The following is a 17,532-nucleotide window of genomic DNA, read 5'->3' as shown; positions in this document are numbered from 1 at the left end:
GTTCAGAGACTTCTCAGACGACCCCCTGGCCGATCATCGCGTCGGCCACTTTTACGAAACCGGCTACATTGGCGCCATCCACATAACTGACGCTCCCGTCTTTGCGTTGACCGTATTTCAGACAGGATCTGTGAATGGCCTGCATGATCTCGAGCAATCGGGCATCCACCTCTTCGCGAGGCCAGGAAAGACGCATCGCGTTCTGACTCATTTCCAGGCCGGAAGTCGCCACTCCGCCCGCGTTACTGGCCTTGCCGGGGGCAAACAGCACCTTGGCGTGCTCGAAACGCTTCACGGCCTCCGCCGTGGAAGGCATATTGGCGCCTTCGGCGACACAGATTACACCATTCTTGATCAGAGTTGCCGCATCCTCCTCATTCAGCTCGTTCTGCGTGGCGCAGGGCAGGGCGACATCAACCGGTACATGCCACGGACGCGTTCCGGGAATAAATGTGGCTTTCGCGCATTCAGCGTAGCTGCTGATCCGAGCATAGCGAAGATTTTTACATTCCATCAGCTCATTCAGCTTTTCGGGGGTGAATCCTTCTTCATCCACCACCGTGCCGCTGGAGTCGGATACGGTGATTACTTTGGCGCCGAGCGCCATTGCTTTTTCCACGGCATATTGGGCGACGTTCCCCGAGCCCGAAACGGAAACCCGTAAGCCGTCGAGCGAGCGGCCGGATTGCTTGAGCATTTCTTCGGCAAAGTATACGGTACCGTAACCAGTGGCTTCCGGGCGTATCAGAGATCCGCCGAAACTCAGACCCTTGCCCGTGAAAACGCAGTCGGCGCGGTTGGACAGCTTTTTCATCATGCCCGCCATGTAGCCAACTTCCCGCCCGCCAACCCCTATGTCGCCGGCCGGCACATCCGTGTCGGAACCGATATGGCGAAACAATTCGGTCATATAAGCCTGACAGAAACGCATGATCTCGCCCGGGCTTCGACCTTTGGGGTCGAAATTCGAGCCCCCTTTGCCGCCACCCATCGGCAGGGTGGTCAGCGCGTTCTTGAAAGTCTGCTCGAACGCCAGAAACTTGAGAATGGAAAGATTTACCGAAGGATGAAAGCGCGTGCCCCCCTTGTAAGGGCCAATGGCGGAACTGTGCTGTATTCTATAACCGCGGTTGACATGCACCTCTCCGTGATCATCCACCCAGGCGACGCGGAAAATGATAATCCGCTCCGGCTCGATAAGGCGGTCCAGAAGACCATGTTCGGCATAACGGGGATGTTCGGTGATAAAGGGCCACAGGCTTTCCATGACCTCAGCAACCGCTTGCAGATACTCGGGTTGACCTGGATTGTGCTCGGCTATGTAGGCGCAGAATTCCTGAAAGCTTTGGTATTTCATTGTGATCTCCCCTTTGTTCCTTTATACAAAACCATACTGGCAAAATAGGTATTCTGCCAGATTTCTTGTCGAATCGCACTGTGTTCCCGTCGCATCAGTTGGATTCATCGTTTTTTTTGTCATCATCTTTTTTTCGCGGCCTGGTCCACCAGACGATGAGAATCAGTAGCGACAACGCTACGCCCGCTTCCAGCAGTAGTATCCACATAGGGTCTGGCATGATGTATATTTGTCAAATGCAACTTTAACCAAAATTCGATGAAAAACCAATTAAGTTTTCTGGCCGTCGCCTGGCTGCTGTTGCTCAATGCCTGTACGACTGTGCCCACGAGCGCCCCCGTGGTTCCGGACAAACCGGCTGCGTCCGCGGTTCCGCGAGTTGCGGCACCTCCCGTGACCGTGCTCAAACCAGCTGACTGGAACGCGCTGACGGGTTGGATGGATGACGATATTCTGCCCGCATTGGACGCATTCCTTCAAAGCTGCGCCGTGCTGAGAAATCAGCCGCTATGGCAGGAAACCTGTTCTCAGGCTGACACCATGCGGGGACAGGATAGCGCCACGCTACGGCAATTCTTCGAGAGCCGTTTTGTGCCCCACCAGGTATTAAATTCCGATGGCAGCGGTGATGGCCTGATCACCGGCTACTATGAACCTTTATTGAAAGGCAGCCGCAAGCAATCAAAGCGTTACCGTTTTCCACTTTATACCACGCCCGATGAGCTTCTCGTGATCGATTTAGGTGAAGTTTATCCCGAGCTCAAGAATATGCGGTTGCGCGGGCGTTTGCAAGGACGCAAGGTAGTACCGTACTATAGCCGCTCCGAAATAGAGAGAAACCCGGTGTCCCTGCAGGGGAAAGAGCTTTTATGGGTGGATGATGCGATTGATTTATTTTTCCTGCAGATCCAGGGATCGGGCCGGGTAGAACTTGAGAATGGCGAAATCGTGCGCATTGGTTATTCCGATCAAAATGGCCATCCCTATAAATCCGTTGGACGGTTGCTGGTGGAGCGCGGGGAATTACCCCTGGAAAAAGCTTCCATGCAGGGAATCAAGGCCTGGGGGCAAAAAAATCCGGCCAGATTGAATGAATTGTTGCAGCAGAATTCGAGCTTTGTTTTTTTCCGCGAGCTGCCTGCGGGAGTGCCGGGGCCTCTGGGTTCGCTTGGGGTGCCCCTGACTGCCGGCAGGAGTCTTGCTATCGACCCGCGCTCAGTACCCCAGGGAGCGCCGGTGTTTCTTGCCACGACTTGGCCAAACACCGACAAGCGGCTGCATCGATTGATGGTGGCGCAGGATACCGGTGGTGCCATCAAGGGGAGCGTCCGTGCGGATTTCTTCTGGGGCTTTGGTCCAGAGGCCGGAGATCAGGCGGGGAAGATGAGACAGAGCGGCCGGATGTGGGTATTAATGCCCACCGGGTATGTCTCGCAAATCCAGACACAGTAGAAATATCGATGTTTCCACCGGGTTGTCCGCAAGCCTATGTCTGTCATTTCGCGGCCGCCCCTCCACTTAGTTTCTTCTCTATGACGTCAGCGGTTATCATCCCCGGTATGATCGAGCCATCGGCAAAGATCAGCGTCGGGGTACCATTTATGCCATTTTTCTTGCCTGCCTGAATGAGCGTTTCGATGGGCGTTTCACAGTCCTTTCCGGTTGGAGCGATACCTTTCAGCATGAAGTCATCCCACGCCTTGAGGCGATCCGCGGAACACCATATCGAAGTGGCGGTGGGTAACGAGCCGTTAAGTACCGGATAGAGCAGGGTATAAATGGTCACATCGGTAATCTTGGTCAATTCCTTTTCCAGACGCTTGCAATAAGGGCAATTCGGATCGGAAAAAACTGCCAGCTTGCGTTTTCCGTTGCCTTTGACCGTTTTAATCGCATGATCAAGCGGGAGGGAATCAAGGCTTATCCGCCGGGCGTCCTTTATCTGCTGCAAGCGTTCGCTGGTCAGACTCTGTCTGGTCTGGGGATCGACCACATGACCAAGAAAGAAGTAGGTCGCTTTTTCGTCGGTATAGAGTAACTCGCCCCCAACTACAACTTCATATAATCCGAGATAAGGGGTTTTTTTTACGCTTTCAATTTTCTCGCCGGGAAAATGTGTCACGACCGCCTTTTTCACGGCGGCTTCATCGGCAAGAGCCGCACCGGGAAGGAGGCAGAGAAATAAGGCGGGAAAAATAGGATTCAAACGCATGATGTGGGTTACTCCAGTTCAAATAAATATTGGTGGATGCCTCTATGAATCCCTATCCCGCGTCATGACCCGAGATACGGCGTTACTCACGAATCTTGGCGTTGGCATATTAAGTATATGCGGCGTTCGCAAATCTTTACGGGCACCCACTGCGGATTGTCTGTATCCCACTGCGTATCCTCAGTCGGCGGATTGGATTCACTTGGCACTCAGAATTTCTGGTGATATCCGGCACAGCGCATCCTGAAACTCACTGGTTCTGCTTCAACTCAACGCATGCTGCATTAACCGGTCTTTCAGCATGGGTAGCCGATTGGTGATTTCCAGCCCCAGGTTACGCCAGCGAACAAGCGTCGGGTTAGTGTTGCTGAATAATTTCTGCAGGCCATCGGTGGCAAGTTCCATTGCCAGAATATCTTCCTTGCGCGCACGCTCGTAGCGGCGCAGCAACAAGTAATCGCCACAATCCGGTTCCAACCCGCGCGCAATGATGGTCTCGGCCAGTTCGCGCGCATCGCGCAACCCCAGATTTACACCTTGTCCCGCAAGAGGGTGAATGCCGTGGGCGGCATCGCCGATGAGGGCGAGACGCGGCTGCACCAGTTTCTTCACGTGCACGAAATTCAGCGGAAAAGCGGCGGGCCGCGTAATAAGCCGCAATTCGCCTAACGTACGGCAGGAAGCCTGGGTAACCTGATGGCATAATTCCGCTTCAGATAAATCAAGCAATATGCGCGCCCGTTCTTCATTTGCCGACCATACCATGGATACCAGTGTTTCCGGCAATGGCAGGAGTGCCAGCACTCCATCCCGCCGGAACCATTGATGAGCGACATTATGGTGGCTTTGCTCGGCGTTGAAATTAGCCACCACTCCTAATTGCTGATAGGAATGCCGCACGACCCCGATTTCCGCCTGTTCCCGCACCCAGGAATTCAGCCCGTCCGCGCCAACAATCAATGCCGCCTGCAGCACATTGCCATCCGCCAGAAGCAAATCGGCGTGAGAGTCGTTCCAGGTTATCGAAGCGCACTCCGCAGGACAGAATATCTTGACATGTTTTTTTTGGCGTTTGAGGGCATTCCAAACAGCGGCCTGGAGCTGGCGATTCTCCACAATAAAAGCCAGTTCCGTCAATCCAATATTGTAGGCGCTAAAATCGAGACGTGCGGCGCTGTCGTCGCCGAATACCGCCATTTTATAAACCGGCGTAATCCGGTCCTCGTCGAGCGCTTGCCAAACACCAAAGTTTTGCAGAAATTTGGCGCTTCCGGGACTCATTGCATAAACTCTGCTATCCCAACTGTCGTCAGCAGGAAGAGAAGCCGCAGGCCGCGATTCCACCAATGCGATTCTGAGACCGCTATCCTTGAGCGCAAGCGCCAGGCTTGCCCCAACCAGTCCGCCGCCAACAATAACGACATCGAATTTCATAAGGGTATTATACAGGTGGTTTCAAGATGCCGGGCTCAGGTATGTAACTTTCCAAGATTTGATTCAACAGAAGCGACGACTCTGATACCGGTTTATCCGGAGGTTCGCTGGAATCAGTCATTTAGAACCTGTCCGGCTTTCCTGAAGTCTTATGTAAATTCCGCGCAAACCCTTGTAAATCTTGACAGAGTAGGTCTCTGAAGGCACAATGCCATCCCCTTGGGTGCTTGCATGTGGCGAATTAGCTCAGTGGTTAGAGCAGCGGAATCATAATCCGTTGGTCCCCAGTTCGAATCTGGGATTCGCTACCAATCAATCAGGTATATGACTACTTAATTTCTTCTCTGTGGGCAAGTGGCGGGTCGTCGAGATGATACTATTTTCCTGTTCCATTTGGGTAATGGTTATCGAGCGTGTATCGATGGATAACCTTAATCCTATCCCCTAGCTGCCGACAAAGCCCCGATTTCTTTCCCTGTACATATATTTATCTCGTATCTTTCCTGAAAGCTAAATAGCGTCAGCTAGAGCATTGGGAACGATCAGCTGTGTGGAACCGAACAGACCGACCGAAAAAAAAATCGCATCATGCGGATTCCTCAATCCCCAAGGAGAAATTCATGAAAACGATCAAACTTTTGGCAAGTCTATTTGTGATCGGAGCCTTTCTGACGCCTGTTGCGAGCTTTTCCGCAGATAAAGACCCCGATTCAAGTGTCGGTGAATTTGTTAAGGATTCGGTAATCACCAGCAAGATCAAAACCAAGCTGGCCACCGAAAAGAATGTCAGCGCGATGCACATCACCGTTGATACAGACAAGAATGGTGTAGTGGTTCTGGGCGGTACAGCCGGAAGTCAGACTGAAAAGGATAAAGCGCATTCAATCGCGCACTCTGTCGAAGGTGTTACGAAGGTCGTGAATCACATTAAGATTAAGAAAGAGCATTAGGCGAGTCTGCTCGCGTCCGAGCGCCACTGGAAATAAATTGGCCGGGATATCCCGGCCAATTTTTCATCGTGAAGGGGAGGCGCAGCAACCGGGCAGCATCTGCAGATTTACAGCTTCCGTGACACCAAGGCCACTCTAGCCGCTGTGTCCCCTATACAAAGAATCCCTTTCATGCGCCGTGGCTACTTCACACAGATACCGGCGCAATCGGCGCCACCCCGGGTCGGATCGCAATTGTCCGAGGGATCATCCACGCAAGTCTTGCCGGCTGGGCAGGGAAATCCGGCTATCCCGCCGCACATTTGCTTAGGTTCCTTATCGCCGTACGCGGGGCTACCTTTGGGCGGATAATCGACACGCTTCCCACCGCCCGGTTTAGTGGTCTCTGTTGATCCCACCTTAACCATCTCGCGAACTTGCTTGGGCTGTACGGTTTCGACATCGATGGACTCCACCTCTCCATCCGTGTGGCGGGCGGTATACACGCCGACAACATCCAAAGGCACGGGACTTTTTATAACCAGGAATCCTTCCAGGAACGCGAAATCGACACAAACTCCGTCGATGGGGCAAAAGTAGCCCGCAACGTCAAAGCAGCTCATACCAACCGCCCCGTCCGGCTGGAGCACAGCTTCCTTGAATGGCGTTACGCCGAAGGGGCCTGGTTCGGAGCCAAACTGTGTTGCAAGCGCCACCTTGGCGGCAACAGTGATTTGCTTGTTGGTAGGATTGTGTATATTGACGGTCGTGCGGTAGGTACCTTTGGCCAAGGTACCGTCCTGATGCGGCAGCAATAGCGAACAGACGACTTTTGCAGCATATTGATACTCCGTTTTGATTGTCTTCGAAGGCTTTATTGTCTCTGCCTGGGATGCCGGAATAACTTCGGTGGGGCCAAACCCTCCCCATATTCCCGCCAAAATGGCCAAGACTCCGATCACGCGCGTCTGTTTCATGATAGTCACCTCCTTGGTTTGAGTACGGCACAAATTATCCAGCCAATTACGAATGGAAATTAAATGTCATGGATAAGAATCATGAATATCATTTAACCTCTAGTCATTTCGAATGAAGGGTAGCCCCCGAACTTTATAAGGTCCCTGAATTTATTCATAGCAGCGTTTATTTCATAGTCAAGATAATCTTTCAAGACTGGAAACCATAGGCTAATTCGAGGATAACCATGACTGAAGATCTATGCGTGCCATGGAGATGGCGGGTCTAATTACGTGATGCCCAGAAGAGCTTCAGAAGGCCCGTATTGAGATAGGTCATGCTCCGATCGAACAAGGCAGCGCAGCGGGATCATATGTTAGTAACCGCTCTATCAAAATCTTTACTGGAGGAGGTGCGGCGGATAGCGTGACAATTGCCGCATATTGCAGGGATCTAAGGCTTATGACGAAACGAGAGTGCGCGGGGGAGTTTGACGTCAGCAGGCAATGGAGAACTATTCCCAGCGTCCGAAATTCGCGTATTTTTAAGCGGTGTGATGAAAACAACCTCGACTGACCGAGAAAAATTATCGCATTTTTTTATTCTTTGATATGTTGTGATACGAATTTTATTGCTTATACCGCGTATTTACAGGGTTTTCGGCGTGCTGTGATAATCACCGATGCACTGTGTTGGTGCCGGGAGGGGAATAAGGCACTCCAACTGTTACCACAAAGCCGCGTCAATGCTGGTTCCTGTGGTGACGGCGAGTCTGAAAAAGTACAACAAGAGTCCCACAAAATGGCCTTTCAGCCGCTAAGGTAGACGGGGCAAACTCTGTAGATTTTGCTTCGGTTATTAAATCATCCATTAGCACACAATGAAATGTGTTATTCAACAGGGAGGGGCAAAAATGAGAATGAGTGCGGCGCTGTTTCTGGTTGGGTTGGCCGGATGTTCGACGACTCCCTCTACTTACTACGGAGAATATACTCGTGGAGGAGAACGGGTACCTTACATGGCGGCACTAAAGGAATGTCGAGTTGTAGCAAGGAATCAGGCCAATAAGGATAATTACGCAGATACCGGGACTGCCGTCTGGTTGAGTTACGTTGATGAATATGTATTGGCCTGCATGAATGAAAAGGGATTCGAGTTGGTCAACAGAACGTTACCTTCCAAGGCTTTCCCGGCGTGGGGAGATTAGCAAATGACTCAGTTTATTACGCGTAAACCAACCTGAGCTTCCCCCGAAAAATCGTCTTCCAAGGGTATGTAAAATAGAAGTCCCATTGGAGAGGAAGATGATGAAGATACCGGAGCAGGAATATACAACCGAGTTCAAGAAATTAGCAGTCAAGCACATCGAGGAAGGGCTGACCGCCGGCGCGGTAAGTAAGGAGCTGGGGGTCAGCGACCAGACGTTGCGGAACTGAGTTAAGGCTGCAGCGCGGCAGGCAAGCTCAACGGTCTGGAGCCAAGGTAGTCACACCGGAACAGATGGAGCTATCCCGGTTACGCACCGAGACCGGCCGATTCAACAAGCGGGAGAATGAAATCCTCTGATAGACGAATCGGATTGACACTCTGAATATGCTTTAGAGCCGTAGTTTTATGTGCGGTACCACAAAAGCACCACCGCAAGGAAACTAAGTCCATCGTAGCTTATTGAATAAACTAAATATATTAGCTGATCCGTGGTGCCGGGAGGGGGAATCGAACCCCCATGACCTCACAGTCGCGGGATTTTGAGTCCCGTGCGTCTACCAATTCCGCCATCCCGGCAATACTTTTCACGAGGGGCATTATTACTGAAAACATAGGTTGCGGCAACCGGGACAGCCCACATCGGTATAATACGCGCGATGAAAATTCAGGATTTCGATTTCGATCTTCCCTCCGAGCTGGTTACGCAGTTCCCGACCGAGGAGCGGGCCAGCAGCCGCATGCTGCATCTCGAAGGATCAAGCGGCGTGCTGCGGGATGCGATGTTTGCTGATTTGCCCAGATATTTACGCGCCGGTGACGTGATGGTATTCAATGATACTCGCGTCATCAAGGCGCGCTTGTTTGGCGTGAAGAGCAGCGGCGGCAGGGTGGAGGTGATGGTAGAACGGGTACTGGACGCGCATTGCGCGCTGACGGTCATTCGCGCCAGTCATTCACCGAAACCCGGCTCCAAGCTTCTTCTCGCGGATGCAATCGAGGTGACGGTATTGGCGCATGAGCAGGATCTTTATACCTTGCGCTTCGATCATGAGCGGACAGTGATCGAGTTACTGGAATGCTATGGCAGTCTGCCGCTGCCGCCTTATATTTCACGCCCGGCGACAGAAACGGACGAAGCGCGCTACCAGACAGTTTACGCGAAACAGGCGGGTGCCGTTGCGGCGCCTACCGCAGGTCTGCATTTCGATGAAAGCATGCTGAGCACATTAAGCGAAATGGGTGTGGTGCTTGCGCACGTGACGCTGCATGTAGGGTTGGGCACATTCCAGCCCGTGCGGGTGGAGAACATTGCCGATCACAAAATGCACAAAGAAATTTTTGATGTGCCGCAGGAAACGGTGGACTCGATCAGGCGCGCGAAAGCCGGTGGCGGGCGGGTGCTGGCGATCGGGACGACATCACTGCGAGCGCTGGAAGCGGCGGCCGCGGCCGGTAAGGGCGAACTGCAATCGGGTCATGGCGATACGGATATTTTTATTACGCCGGGCTATCGCTTGCGTGTGGTGGAGCGTTTGCTGACCAATTTTCATTTGCCCCGTTCAACTCTCCTGATGCTTGTGTCTGCATTTGGGGGAGCGGAAAATATTCGCCGCGCTTATCAGCACGCAATAAATGAGCGCTATCGTTTTTTCAGCTATGGTGATGCCATGCTGATCGAAAGGGGATCATAAACCTGAATCCTCTTGTACGGGTCCTCGAGTGGACAGTACAAGGGTCATACCGGCGGCAGCCGGTATCCTGTGACGTGCAGGCACGCCGCTGCTGGTTTGGGCTGGATTTCGCGTCAAAGCTCGAAGTAATGAAATTTATAATATTTTTTCACCGGTAAAAATCGTTTGCCGCCAGGCGCTCATCAATATCATGCGTGACCCAACATGAGATTTCAACTTCACCGCAGTGACGGCCTGGCTCGCCGTGCCACTCTGACGCTCATGCATGGCGTGGTGGAAACACCCGCGTTCATGCCGGTTGGAACCTACGGTGCGGTAAAAACAATGTCGCCCGCGGAGTTGCGGGAAGTTAACGCGCATATTGTGCTTGGCAACACCTTCCATTTGTGGCTGCGTCCCGGCCTCGACGTGATCGAGGCGCATGGCGGGCTCCATGGCTTCATGGGCTGGAATGGGCCCATACTGACCGATTCCGGGGGGTTTCAGGTATTCAGCCTGGGGGTTCTGAACAAGATTACCGAACAGGGGGTCAAGTTTCGCTCGCCGGTGAATGGCGATACGTGTTTTCTTACCCCGGAGGAATCGATGCGCATCCAGCGCATACTCAATTCCGACATTGCGATGATTTTCGACGAGTGCACGCCTTATCCGGCGGACGAGCCCAGAGCCGGTAAATCCATGGAATTGAGTTTGCGCTGGGCGGAACGCTCAAAACGTGCGCATGATAATGATGGGGGAAATCCCAATGCATTGTTCGGTATCGTCCAGGGGGGGATGTACGAGAATCTGCGTGATAAATCTCTTATGGAACTACGGGATATCGGTTTCGACGGTTATGCCATCGGGGGGCTATCGGTGGGCGAGCCCAAGGATGACATGCAGCGCATTCTCAGGCATGTCGCGCCCCGCCTGCCCGCCGAGCGGCCGCGCTACCTGATGGGTGTCGGAACGCCTGCGGATATCGTCAACGCGGTAGCGCAGGGAGTGGACATGTTCGACTGCGTACTCCCTACGCGCAATGCGCGCAATGGCTGGCTGTTTACGCGCAACGGGATAATCAAGCTGCGCAACAGCCGGTACCGCCTCGATACGGCGCCGCCGGATGCGCAGTGCGGCTGTTATACGTGCCGCCATTTTACGCGCGCTTATCTGCATCATTTGCAACGGATCAATGAGATCCTTGGCGCCCGTCTCAATACGCTGCACAATCTGTATTACTACCAGCAGTTAATGGGTGAAATCCGTGTCGCAATCGAGATGGGCAAGTTTGAAGATTATGCGCAAGAATTTCAAGCCCGCGCCGCATCATGCTAAAATCGCGTTTTTTTTCAACTATCATCGGAGAATGTCATGTTGATTAGTGAAGCTTTCGCCCAGGCCGCTTCTGCTCCAACAGGTGCTGATTTTATGAGCCTGCTTCCGCTGATCGGCATATTCGCCGTATTTTACCTTCTGCTGATTCGTCCTCAGGCGAAGCGCGCCAAGGAACAGAAACTGATGATAGAGGCGCTGCAAAAGGGCGACGAGGTGGCGACCACAGGGGGTCAGCTGGGACGCGTGAGCAAGGTCAGCGGTAATTACGTAATACTCCAGATTGCCGAAAATGTGCAGATCGTCATTCAAAAGACTGCCATACAGACCCTGCTGCCCAAGGGAACCTTGAACAGTATAGAGAAGGATTAACCAGATTCCGGTAAGGCAAGACATGAGGGTGCGGCATCGTCCTTTTTGTACCTTCTTTTCCCTAGTATCCATCCCAAAACCATGAACCGCTACCCTGCCTGGAAATACCTGATTATCGCGGTTTCGATACTGCTCGGACTGCTCTATACCCTGCCGAATTTTTATGGTGAGTCGCCCGCAGTGCAGGTTTCGCCATTACGGACCGCTGCCAAAGCCGATACCGCACTGCTGCAGCGGGTTGAGGAGTCGTTAAAGAAGGCTAACCTTCTCCCTACCGGAATGTTCCTTGAGGCTGGCGGTGTCAAAGTGCGCTTTGCCGACACCGATACGCAGATCAAGGCCAAGGATACGCTCCAGTCGGTACTCGGTAACAGTTATATGGTGGCGCTGAATCTTCTCCCCAATTCTCCGCAGTGGTTGACCAGCATCGGCGCATTGCCCATGTATCTGGGACTTGACCTGCGGGGTGGCGTCCATTTCATGCTGCAGGTGGATATGCACGGGGCGCTCTCCAAAGCGCTTGACCGTTTCAGCGCCGATATACGCAGCAGCCTGCGCGAGCAGAAAATCCAGTATATCGGACTCGATAAGGATAGCTCGATGATCACTGTCAAATTTCGTGATCCCGAGTCTCGCGCCAAGGCTGAGGCCGAGATCAAGAAGACCTATGCCGATCTAAGCTTGCGTGAGCAGAGTGTGAGAGACGAGTTTCATCTTACCGCTACCCTCAAGCCGGAAGCGCAGAAGCTCATCCAGGATACCGCCGTGCAGCAGAATATCACCACGCTGCGCAACCGCGTCAATGAACTGGGTGTGGCCGAACCCATTATTCAACAGGCTGGAGCTGATCGGGTGGTCGTGCAATTGCCCGGTGTACAGGACACTGCCAAAGCCAAGGATATTCTGGGACGTACCGCCACGCTGGAAGTGCGCATGGTGGACGAGGAGCGTGACCTGGCCGCGGCACTGCGCGGGCAGGTTCCGTTCGGAACAGAGCTCTACAATGAGCGCGGCGGGGGTCCGTTGCTGGTGAAAAAGCAGGTAGTGTTGACGGGCGATCGCATCAATGACGCGCAGGCGGGTTTCGATAGCAACAATCAGCCAGCGGTGCATCTTAACCTCGACAACAATGGGGCGCGAATTTTCAGACAATTGACACGTGACAATGTCGGCAAGCGCATGGCTATTTTGCTGATCGAAAAGAATCAGGCGGAAGTCGTGACGGCTCCGGTGATCCGCGAGGAGATCGGCGGCGGGAGGGTGCAAATCAGCGGACGCATGAGTACCGAGGAAGCCAGGGATGTGGCGCTGCTGTTACGTGCCGGAGCGCTGGCCGCGCCGATGGATATCATCGAGGAACGCACGGTAGGCCCCAGTCTGGGTGCGGACAATATCGCACGCGGGTTTAATTCCACATTGTATGGCTTTCTGGCGATCGCCATTTTCATGATGGCCTATTATCTGATGTTTGGTGTCATTTCCGTGATGGCGCTGGGTGTGAACCTGCTGCTTCTGATCGGCCTGCTCTCGATCTTGCAGGCTACATTGACGCTTCCGGGCATGGCGGCGATCGCGCTTACCATAGGCATGGCAATCGATGCGAATGTGCTGATCAATGAACGTGTTCGCGATGAGCTTCGCAACGGCATGTCGCCGCAAGCCGCGATTAATGCGGGATATGAACGGGCATTTGGCACCATACTTGATTCCAACATTACTACCTTGATCGCAGGCATCGCTTTATTTGCGTTCGGGAGCGGTCCCATCAAGGGATTTGCCGTGGTGTTGTGTCTGGGTATTCTGACTTCGGTATTCAGTGCGGTGATGGTTTCGCGCGGTTTGGTTAATTTAATGTACGGCAGCCGCCGCAAACTGGACAAGGTTTCCATTGGACAGGTTTGGAAGCCGGTGAGTGAACAAGCGCCGACGCCGGGAATGAGCGGGGCCCAGCGGCCTGCCAGACTGAAAAGTAAGTGACGAATAAGTAAAAAACAAGTGAAGAACAGGCAGAAAACAAGCAGGAGATAAAGGCCGCATGGAATTTTTCAGAATCAAGCGCGACATCCCCTTCATGAGTTGGGGGAAATATACCACCACCATTTCGTTGCTGACTTTTATTGTGTCGGTATTTTTTCTCTTTACCAAGGGTCTGAATCTGGGTGTGGATTTTACCGGCGGCACGGTAATGGAGGTCGGCTATACCCATTCGGCGGACATCAACAAGGTACGGAATGTACTCGTGAAACTGGGGATGCCGGATGTCAGCGTACAGAATTTCGGCACATCCCGGGATGTGCTGATAAGACTGCCTGCCAAGTCGGATATGTCAAGCGCCAAGTTGTCCGAAACAGTCATTGCCGCCCTGCGTCAGGATGACGAAACCGCAGAGATACGCCGGGTGGAGTTTGTCGGCCCCCAAGTGGGCAAAGAGTTGGTCGAGAACGGTGCGCTGGCGTTACTGATCGTGTCGCTGGGTATCGTGGCTTATCTGGCGGTACGTTTCGAGTGGAAATTCGGTGTCTCCGGGATCATCGCCAACCTTCATGACGTCGTGATCATTCTGGGTTTCTTTGCTTTTTTCCAATGGGAGTTCTCGCTCACCGTGCTGGCGGCCATATTGGCAATTCTTGGCTATTCGGTAAATGAATCGGTGGTGATATTCGACCGGATACGGGAAAATTTCCGCAAGATGCGCAAGGCCCCTGTGGCGCAGGTCATAGATAATGCAATTACCCGCACCATGTCGCGCACCATTATCACCCATGGCAGTACGCAAATGGTCGTAATTTCCATGCTGTTGTTCGGCGGCGAGGCGCTGCATTACTTTGCGTTGGCGCTGACTATCGGCATCCTGTTTGGCATTTATTCCTCGGTGCTGGTGGCAAGCCCTCTCCTCATGTTGCTGGGTGTCTCGCGCGAGGATATTGTCAAGCCGGAAAAAAAGAAGGAAGAGGCGGAAGCGGTACCTTGATTTAGTCTCGATCTTTTTAGACGCTTCCCGGTTTCATCGCAGTTTCGGTTCCGTTTTTTCCAAGGCTCGTTTTGGAACTCCTTACGACTTTTATCGATATCATCCTGCATCTGGATCAGCATCTCATCTGGCTGGTGCAGAATTACGGCAGCTGGATTTACCTCATTCTGTTCCTGATAATCTTTTGTGAGACCGGGTTGGTGGTGACACCGTTCCTGCCGGGGGACTCGTTGCTGTTCGTGGCGGGTGCGATTGCCGCAAGCGGCGCCATGGACGTTCAATGGCTGGCGGCAATGCTGATGCTGGCCGCATTTTGCGGCGACAACACGAATTATTGGATCGGACGTTATTTCGGTCCCAGGATATTCAGCCGCGCGGATTCGCGATTATTGAATCGCGCTCATCTGGAAAAGACTCACCAGTTCTATGCAAAGCATGGCGGCAAGACCATTATCTTCGCGCGCTTTCTGCCCATCGTGCGCACTTTTGCGCCTTTCGTTGCCGGGGTTGGGCGTATGGTCTATCCGCGTTTCATGGCGTACAGCGCATTCGGCAGCATCTTCTGGATCAGTTTCTTTGTATTTGGCGGCTTTTTCTTCGGCAACGTGCCGATCGTCAAAAATAATCTGACCTTTTTCATTTTTGGGATCATTATCATTTCGATCTTGCCGGGCATTATTCAATTTATACGCAGCCGGTTTGGCAACGGGGGGCAGAAAGCTTAACAGACTGCTGGCATCGCTACCTCTGAGCCCCCATTTCCAGCGCCCGCTGCCGTGATTGGGTCAGTTGTTCTTCCGGGTGCTCCAGATCCAGCCATCCCTGCAAATTGGCAAGTGCGATATCGGCCAGGGCCTGGATCCAGTCGTCGCGTTCATTGAGGCAGGGAATGTAATGAAACTCTTGGCCACCGGCTTGGATGAAGATGGCCTTGCCTTCCATGGCGATTTCTTCGAGGGTTTCAAGGCAATCGGAAACGAAGCCGGGACAGACGGTATCCACGCGCCGGATACCTTGTTTGCCGAGTTGTTCCAATGTTACTGCGGTGTAGGGTCTTAACCATTCCGTCCGTCCAAAGCGTGACTGAAAACAAATCTGGTATTCATCCGCGTTGAGTTCCAGCGCCTCCACCAGCAATCGTCCCGTTTTCTGGCATTCGCAGTGGTAGGGATCGCCTTTGTCCAGGGTGAAGCGCGGCACGCCGTGAAAACTTATTACAAGCTTGTCGGGCTTGCCGGTTTTCATCCAGTAATCCTGTACATTCCGCGCCAGCGCGGCGATGTAGCCCGGATGGTCGTGATAATGCTTCACCGTGCGCAGGGCAGGCGTGTTACGCATCTTTCCCAGTTGCGCAAAGATTTCATCAAAGGCCGAGGCGGTGCTACTGGAGGCATACTGGGGGTAGAGCGGCAGCACCAGGATGCGTTCACAACCATGCTGTTTCATTCGCCCCAGCACTTCCGCTATGGAGGGGCTCCCAATGCTCATTGCATATTCAACCATCGGCGCGGGATGAGTGCGATCCGCCAGGGCGGCACGCAGCAATCTGGTCTGGCGCTCGGTGTGGACTTTCAATGGCGAGCCTTCCGGCATCCACACCTGTGCATATTTTTCCGCCGATTTTTTGGGCCGCGTATTGAGTATGATGCCGTTCAGAATCGGCCACCATGCCCACGGCGATATTTCAATGACTCGTGGATTGCTCAGAAATTGTTTGAGATAGGGCCGCAGCGCCTGAGCGGTAGGGGCATCGGGCGTGCCAAGATTGACCAGCAGAATGCCCGTCCGGTCTTGGGTGCCGTGCTCATAAGCGGGTTCGGGGGAAATCAAATTATCCTGAATTCTCATTATTGATCGGGCAGGAAAATCCCATGGATTGCGTCATTCCGTGCTTGACCCGGAATCCAGTCCGAACCCGTAGTGGTGTGCCCTGACCGTGTCTCAGCTCCGCGGGTACCGCCCTCATCCTTGCTTGCGTTTCTGACGAGAGATAGCATCGGACAGCGAGCTCGGGAGATGGGAACGGGCGCCGGTTCGGGACGGAATAGGGGATAATTAGTGGTGCGACAGTGCACTGGAGAGCAGTCTGGCAGTCGCATCCACAATCGGAATGATACGTTCGTAAGCCATGCGCGTGGGGCCGACGACCCCCACGGTCCCCACGACTTTTCCGTCTACCTCGTAAGGTGCGGTAACTACGCTGAATTCATCCAGCGTCAACACACCCGACTCGTCGCCAATGAAGATCTGTACACCTTCCGCCTTGCGGCTGAATTCCAGCAACTGCAGCAATACGGTTTTACGTTCGAACAGATCAAACAGTTTCTTCAGGCTGGTCATGTTGCTGGCTAAATCATGTACATCCAGCAGCTTGCGTTCGCCGGCGACCACTACTGCTTCGCTATTTGACTGGAGTGCCTCGTTACCCAGCTCAATGGCTGCGGTCATGAGATTGGTCATATCGTGGCGCAATTGCTTCAATTCGCTTTGAAGACGAACGCGGATTTCATCAAAGGTGCAACCGGCGTAATTCTGATTAATGAAATTGCCCGCCTCAATCAGCTCCGTCTGGTTGTAGGGCCTGTCGGTGAACAGCACGCGATTCTGAACATCACCCTCCGGCGTGACGATAATAAGTAGAATGCGCTTCTCCGACAAGGCCATGAACTCGATATAACGGAACACCGCGCTGCTGCGCTTGGGGGTTACCACCACGCCCGCGAAACGTGTCAATTCCGACAGCAACTGTGACGCGGAATTGATCAACCGTGAAGGATGGTCCGGGTACAACTGGTCTTCAAGCTGGTGGATTTCGATAACGTCCAGGGGCTTGACCACCAGCAGCGTATCGATAAAAAAACGATAGCCTCGATGAGTCGGCACACGTCCGGCCGAAGTATGGGGACTGGCCACGAAGCCCATCTCCTCGAGGTCAGCCATCACGTTGCGTATGGTGGCTGGACTCAGATCCAGGCCGGAAAACTTGGAAAGCGAGCGGGAGCCTACCGGCTGGCCTTCGCTGATATACCGTTCCACCAGGGTCTTGAGCAGAATTTTTGCGCGTTGATTGAGCATGGGATTATTTTACA

The 17,532-nt window shown here is 53.2% G+C and carries 15 protein-coding genes, 2 tRNA genes and 1 pseudogene; 11 read left to right on the top strand and 7 right to left on the bottom strand.

Annotated elements, in window-relative coordinates; genetic code table 11:
- Window positions 1-13 precede the first annotated feature (13 nt).
- Window positions 14-1,357: an NADP-specific glutamate dehydrogenase gene (gene gdhA, locus EBAPG3_RS00610; protein WP_004180599.1), complete on the bottom strand. Its 1,344-nt coding sequence runs from the start codon at window positions 1,355-1,357 to the stop codon at window positions 14-16.
- Between the two features lie 258 nt (window positions 1,358-1,615).
- Here gdhA and mltA point away from each other — a divergent pair, with 258 nt between their 5' ends.
- On the top strand, window positions 1,616-2,809 hold the full coding sequence (mltA, locus tag EBAPG3_RS00605) for a murein transglycosylase A (protein WP_004180596.1): 1,194 nt from the start codon (window positions 1,616-1,618) through the stop codon (window positions 2,807-2,809).
- Window positions 2,810-2,852: 43 nt separating this feature from the next.
- Here the strand turns inward: mltA and EBAPG3_RS00600 are convergent, their stop codons facing one another.
- Both EBAPG3_RS00600 and EBAPG3_RS00595 read right to left on the bottom strand, forming a co-directional pair.
- Window positions 2,853-3,569 (bottom strand): DsbC family protein, encoded by a 717-nt coding sequence (locus tag EBAPG3_RS00600; RefSeq protein WP_004180595.1) that lies wholly within the window; start codon window positions 3,567-3,569, stop codon window positions 2,853-2,855.
- Window positions 3,570-3,833: 264 nt separating this feature from the next.
- Window positions 3,834-5,003: a UbiH/UbiF family hydroxylase gene (locus tag EBAPG3_RS00595; protein WP_004180593.1), complete on the bottom strand. Its 1,170-nt coding sequence runs from the start codon at window positions 5,001-5,003 to the stop codon at window positions 3,834-3,836.
- Between the two features lie 235 nt (window positions 5,004-5,238).
- Between EBAPG3_RS00595 and EBAPG3_RS00590 the strand changes: the two genes are divergently transcribed.
- A tRNA-Met gene (locus EBAPG3_RS00590) sits at window positions 5,239-5,314 on the top strand.
- Window positions 5,315-5,623: 309 nt separating this feature from the next.
- A complete protein-coding gene (locus EBAPG3_RS00585) occupies window positions 5,624-5,953 on the top strand; it encodes a BON domain-containing protein (protein ID WP_004180591.1) in 330 nt (109 codons plus the stop codon).
- A gap of 182 nt (window positions 5,954-6,135) precedes the next feature.
- Here the strand turns inward: EBAPG3_RS00585 and EBAPG3_RS00580 are convergent, their stop codons facing one another.
- Window positions 6,136-6,909 (bottom strand): hypothetical protein, encoded by a 774-nt coding sequence (locus EBAPG3_RS00580; RefSeq protein ID WP_004180589.1) that lies wholly within the window; start codon window positions 6,907-6,909, stop codon window positions 6,136-6,138.
- An 893-nt stretch (window positions 6,910-7,802) separates the two neighbouring features.
- On the opposite strand from EBAPG3_RS00580, the gene EBAPG3_RS14855 reads away from it, so the two are divergent.
- Window positions 7,803-8,096: a hypothetical protein gene (locus tag EBAPG3_RS14855; protein ID WP_151898835.1), complete on the top strand. Its 294-nt coding sequence runs from the start codon at window positions 7,803-7,805 to the stop codon at window positions 8,094-8,096.
- A 97-nt stretch (window positions 8,097-8,193) separates the two neighbouring features.
- Window positions 8,194-8,425: pseudogene (locus EBAPG3_RS15325) on the top strand (transposase); the annotation flags it as partial.
- A 162-nt stretch (window positions 8,426-8,587) separates the two neighbouring features.
- Here the strand turns inward: EBAPG3_RS15325 and EBAPG3_RS00570 are convergent.
- A tRNA-Leu gene (locus EBAPG3_RS00570) sits at window positions 8,588-8,674 on the bottom strand.
- Between the two features lie 80 nt (window positions 8,675-8,754).
- Here EBAPG3_RS00570 and queA point away from each other — a divergent pair.
- The 6 genes from queA (at window position 8,755) to EBAPG3_RS00540 (ending at window position 15,168) form a co-directional block, all read left to right on the top strand.
- On the top strand, window positions 8,755-9,789 hold the full coding sequence (gene queA, locus EBAPG3_RS00565; protein ID WP_004180584.1) for a tRNA preQ1(34) S-adenosylmethionine ribosyltransferase-isomerase QueA: 1,035 nt from the start codon (window positions 8,755-8,757) through the stop codon (window positions 9,787-9,789).
- Window positions 9,790-9,993: 204 nt separating this feature from the next.
- Window positions 9,994-11,103: a tRNA guanosine(34) transglycosylase Tgt gene (tgt, locus tag EBAPG3_RS00560; RefSeq protein ID WP_040853127.1), complete on the top strand. Its 1,110-nt coding sequence runs from the start codon at window positions 9,994-9,996 to the stop codon at window positions 11,101-11,103.
- A gap of 36 nt (window positions 11,104-11,139) precedes the next feature.
- Window positions 11,140-11,472, top strand: a complete 333-nt coding sequence (yajC, locus tag EBAPG3_RS00555; RefSeq protein ID WP_004180581.1) for a preprotein translocase subunit YajC — start codon at window positions 11,140-11,142, stop codon at window positions 11,470-11,472.
- 81 nt (window positions 11,473-11,553) lie between these two features.
- Entirely contained in the window at window positions 11,554-13,449 is a 1,896-nt protein-coding gene (gene secD, locus EBAPG3_RS00550; protein ID WP_004180580.1) for a protein translocase subunit SecD, read from the top strand.
- A gap of 58 nt (window positions 13,450-13,507) precedes the next feature.
- The gene (gene secF, locus EBAPG3_RS00545) at window positions 13,508-14,443 is read left to right on the top strand and encodes a protein translocase subunit SecF (protein WP_004180579.1); all 936 of its coding nucleotides are present in this window, start codon (window positions 13,508-13,510) and stop codon (window positions 14,441-14,443) included.
- A gap of 71 nt (window positions 14,444-14,514) precedes the next feature.
- On the top strand, window positions 14,515-15,168 hold the full coding sequence (locus EBAPG3_RS00540; protein ID WP_004180577.1) for a DedA family protein: 654 nt from the start codon (window positions 14,515-14,517) through the stop codon (window positions 15,166-15,168).
- 16 nt (window positions 15,169-15,184) lie between these two features.
- Here the strand turns inward: EBAPG3_RS00540 and hemH are convergent, their stop codons facing one another.
- Both hemH and hrcA read right to left on the bottom strand, forming a co-directional pair.
- Window positions 15,185-16,291: a ferrochelatase gene (gene hemH, locus EBAPG3_RS00535; protein WP_004180576.1), complete on the bottom strand. Its 1,107-nt coding sequence runs from the start codon at window positions 16,289-16,291 to the stop codon at window positions 15,185-15,187.
- Between the two features lie 207 nt (window positions 16,292-16,498).
- Window positions 16,499-17,518: a heat-inducible transcriptional repressor HrcA gene (gene hrcA / locus EBAPG3_RS00530; protein ID WP_004180575.1), complete on the bottom strand. Its 1,020-nt coding sequence runs from the start codon at window positions 17,516-17,518 to the stop codon at window positions 16,499-16,501.
- Between the last annotated feature and the right edge of the window lie 14 nt (window positions 17,519-17,532).

It is taken from the genome of Nitrosospira lacus (assembly GCF_000355765.4).
GTDB classification, from domain to species: Bacteria; Pseudomonadota; Gammaproteobacteria; order Burkholderiales; family Nitrosomonadaceae; genus Nitrosospira; species Nitrosospira lacus.
The sequence above is the reverse complement of the archived record's forward strand: the minus strand, read 5'-3'. Positions and strand labels throughout refer to the sequence as shown.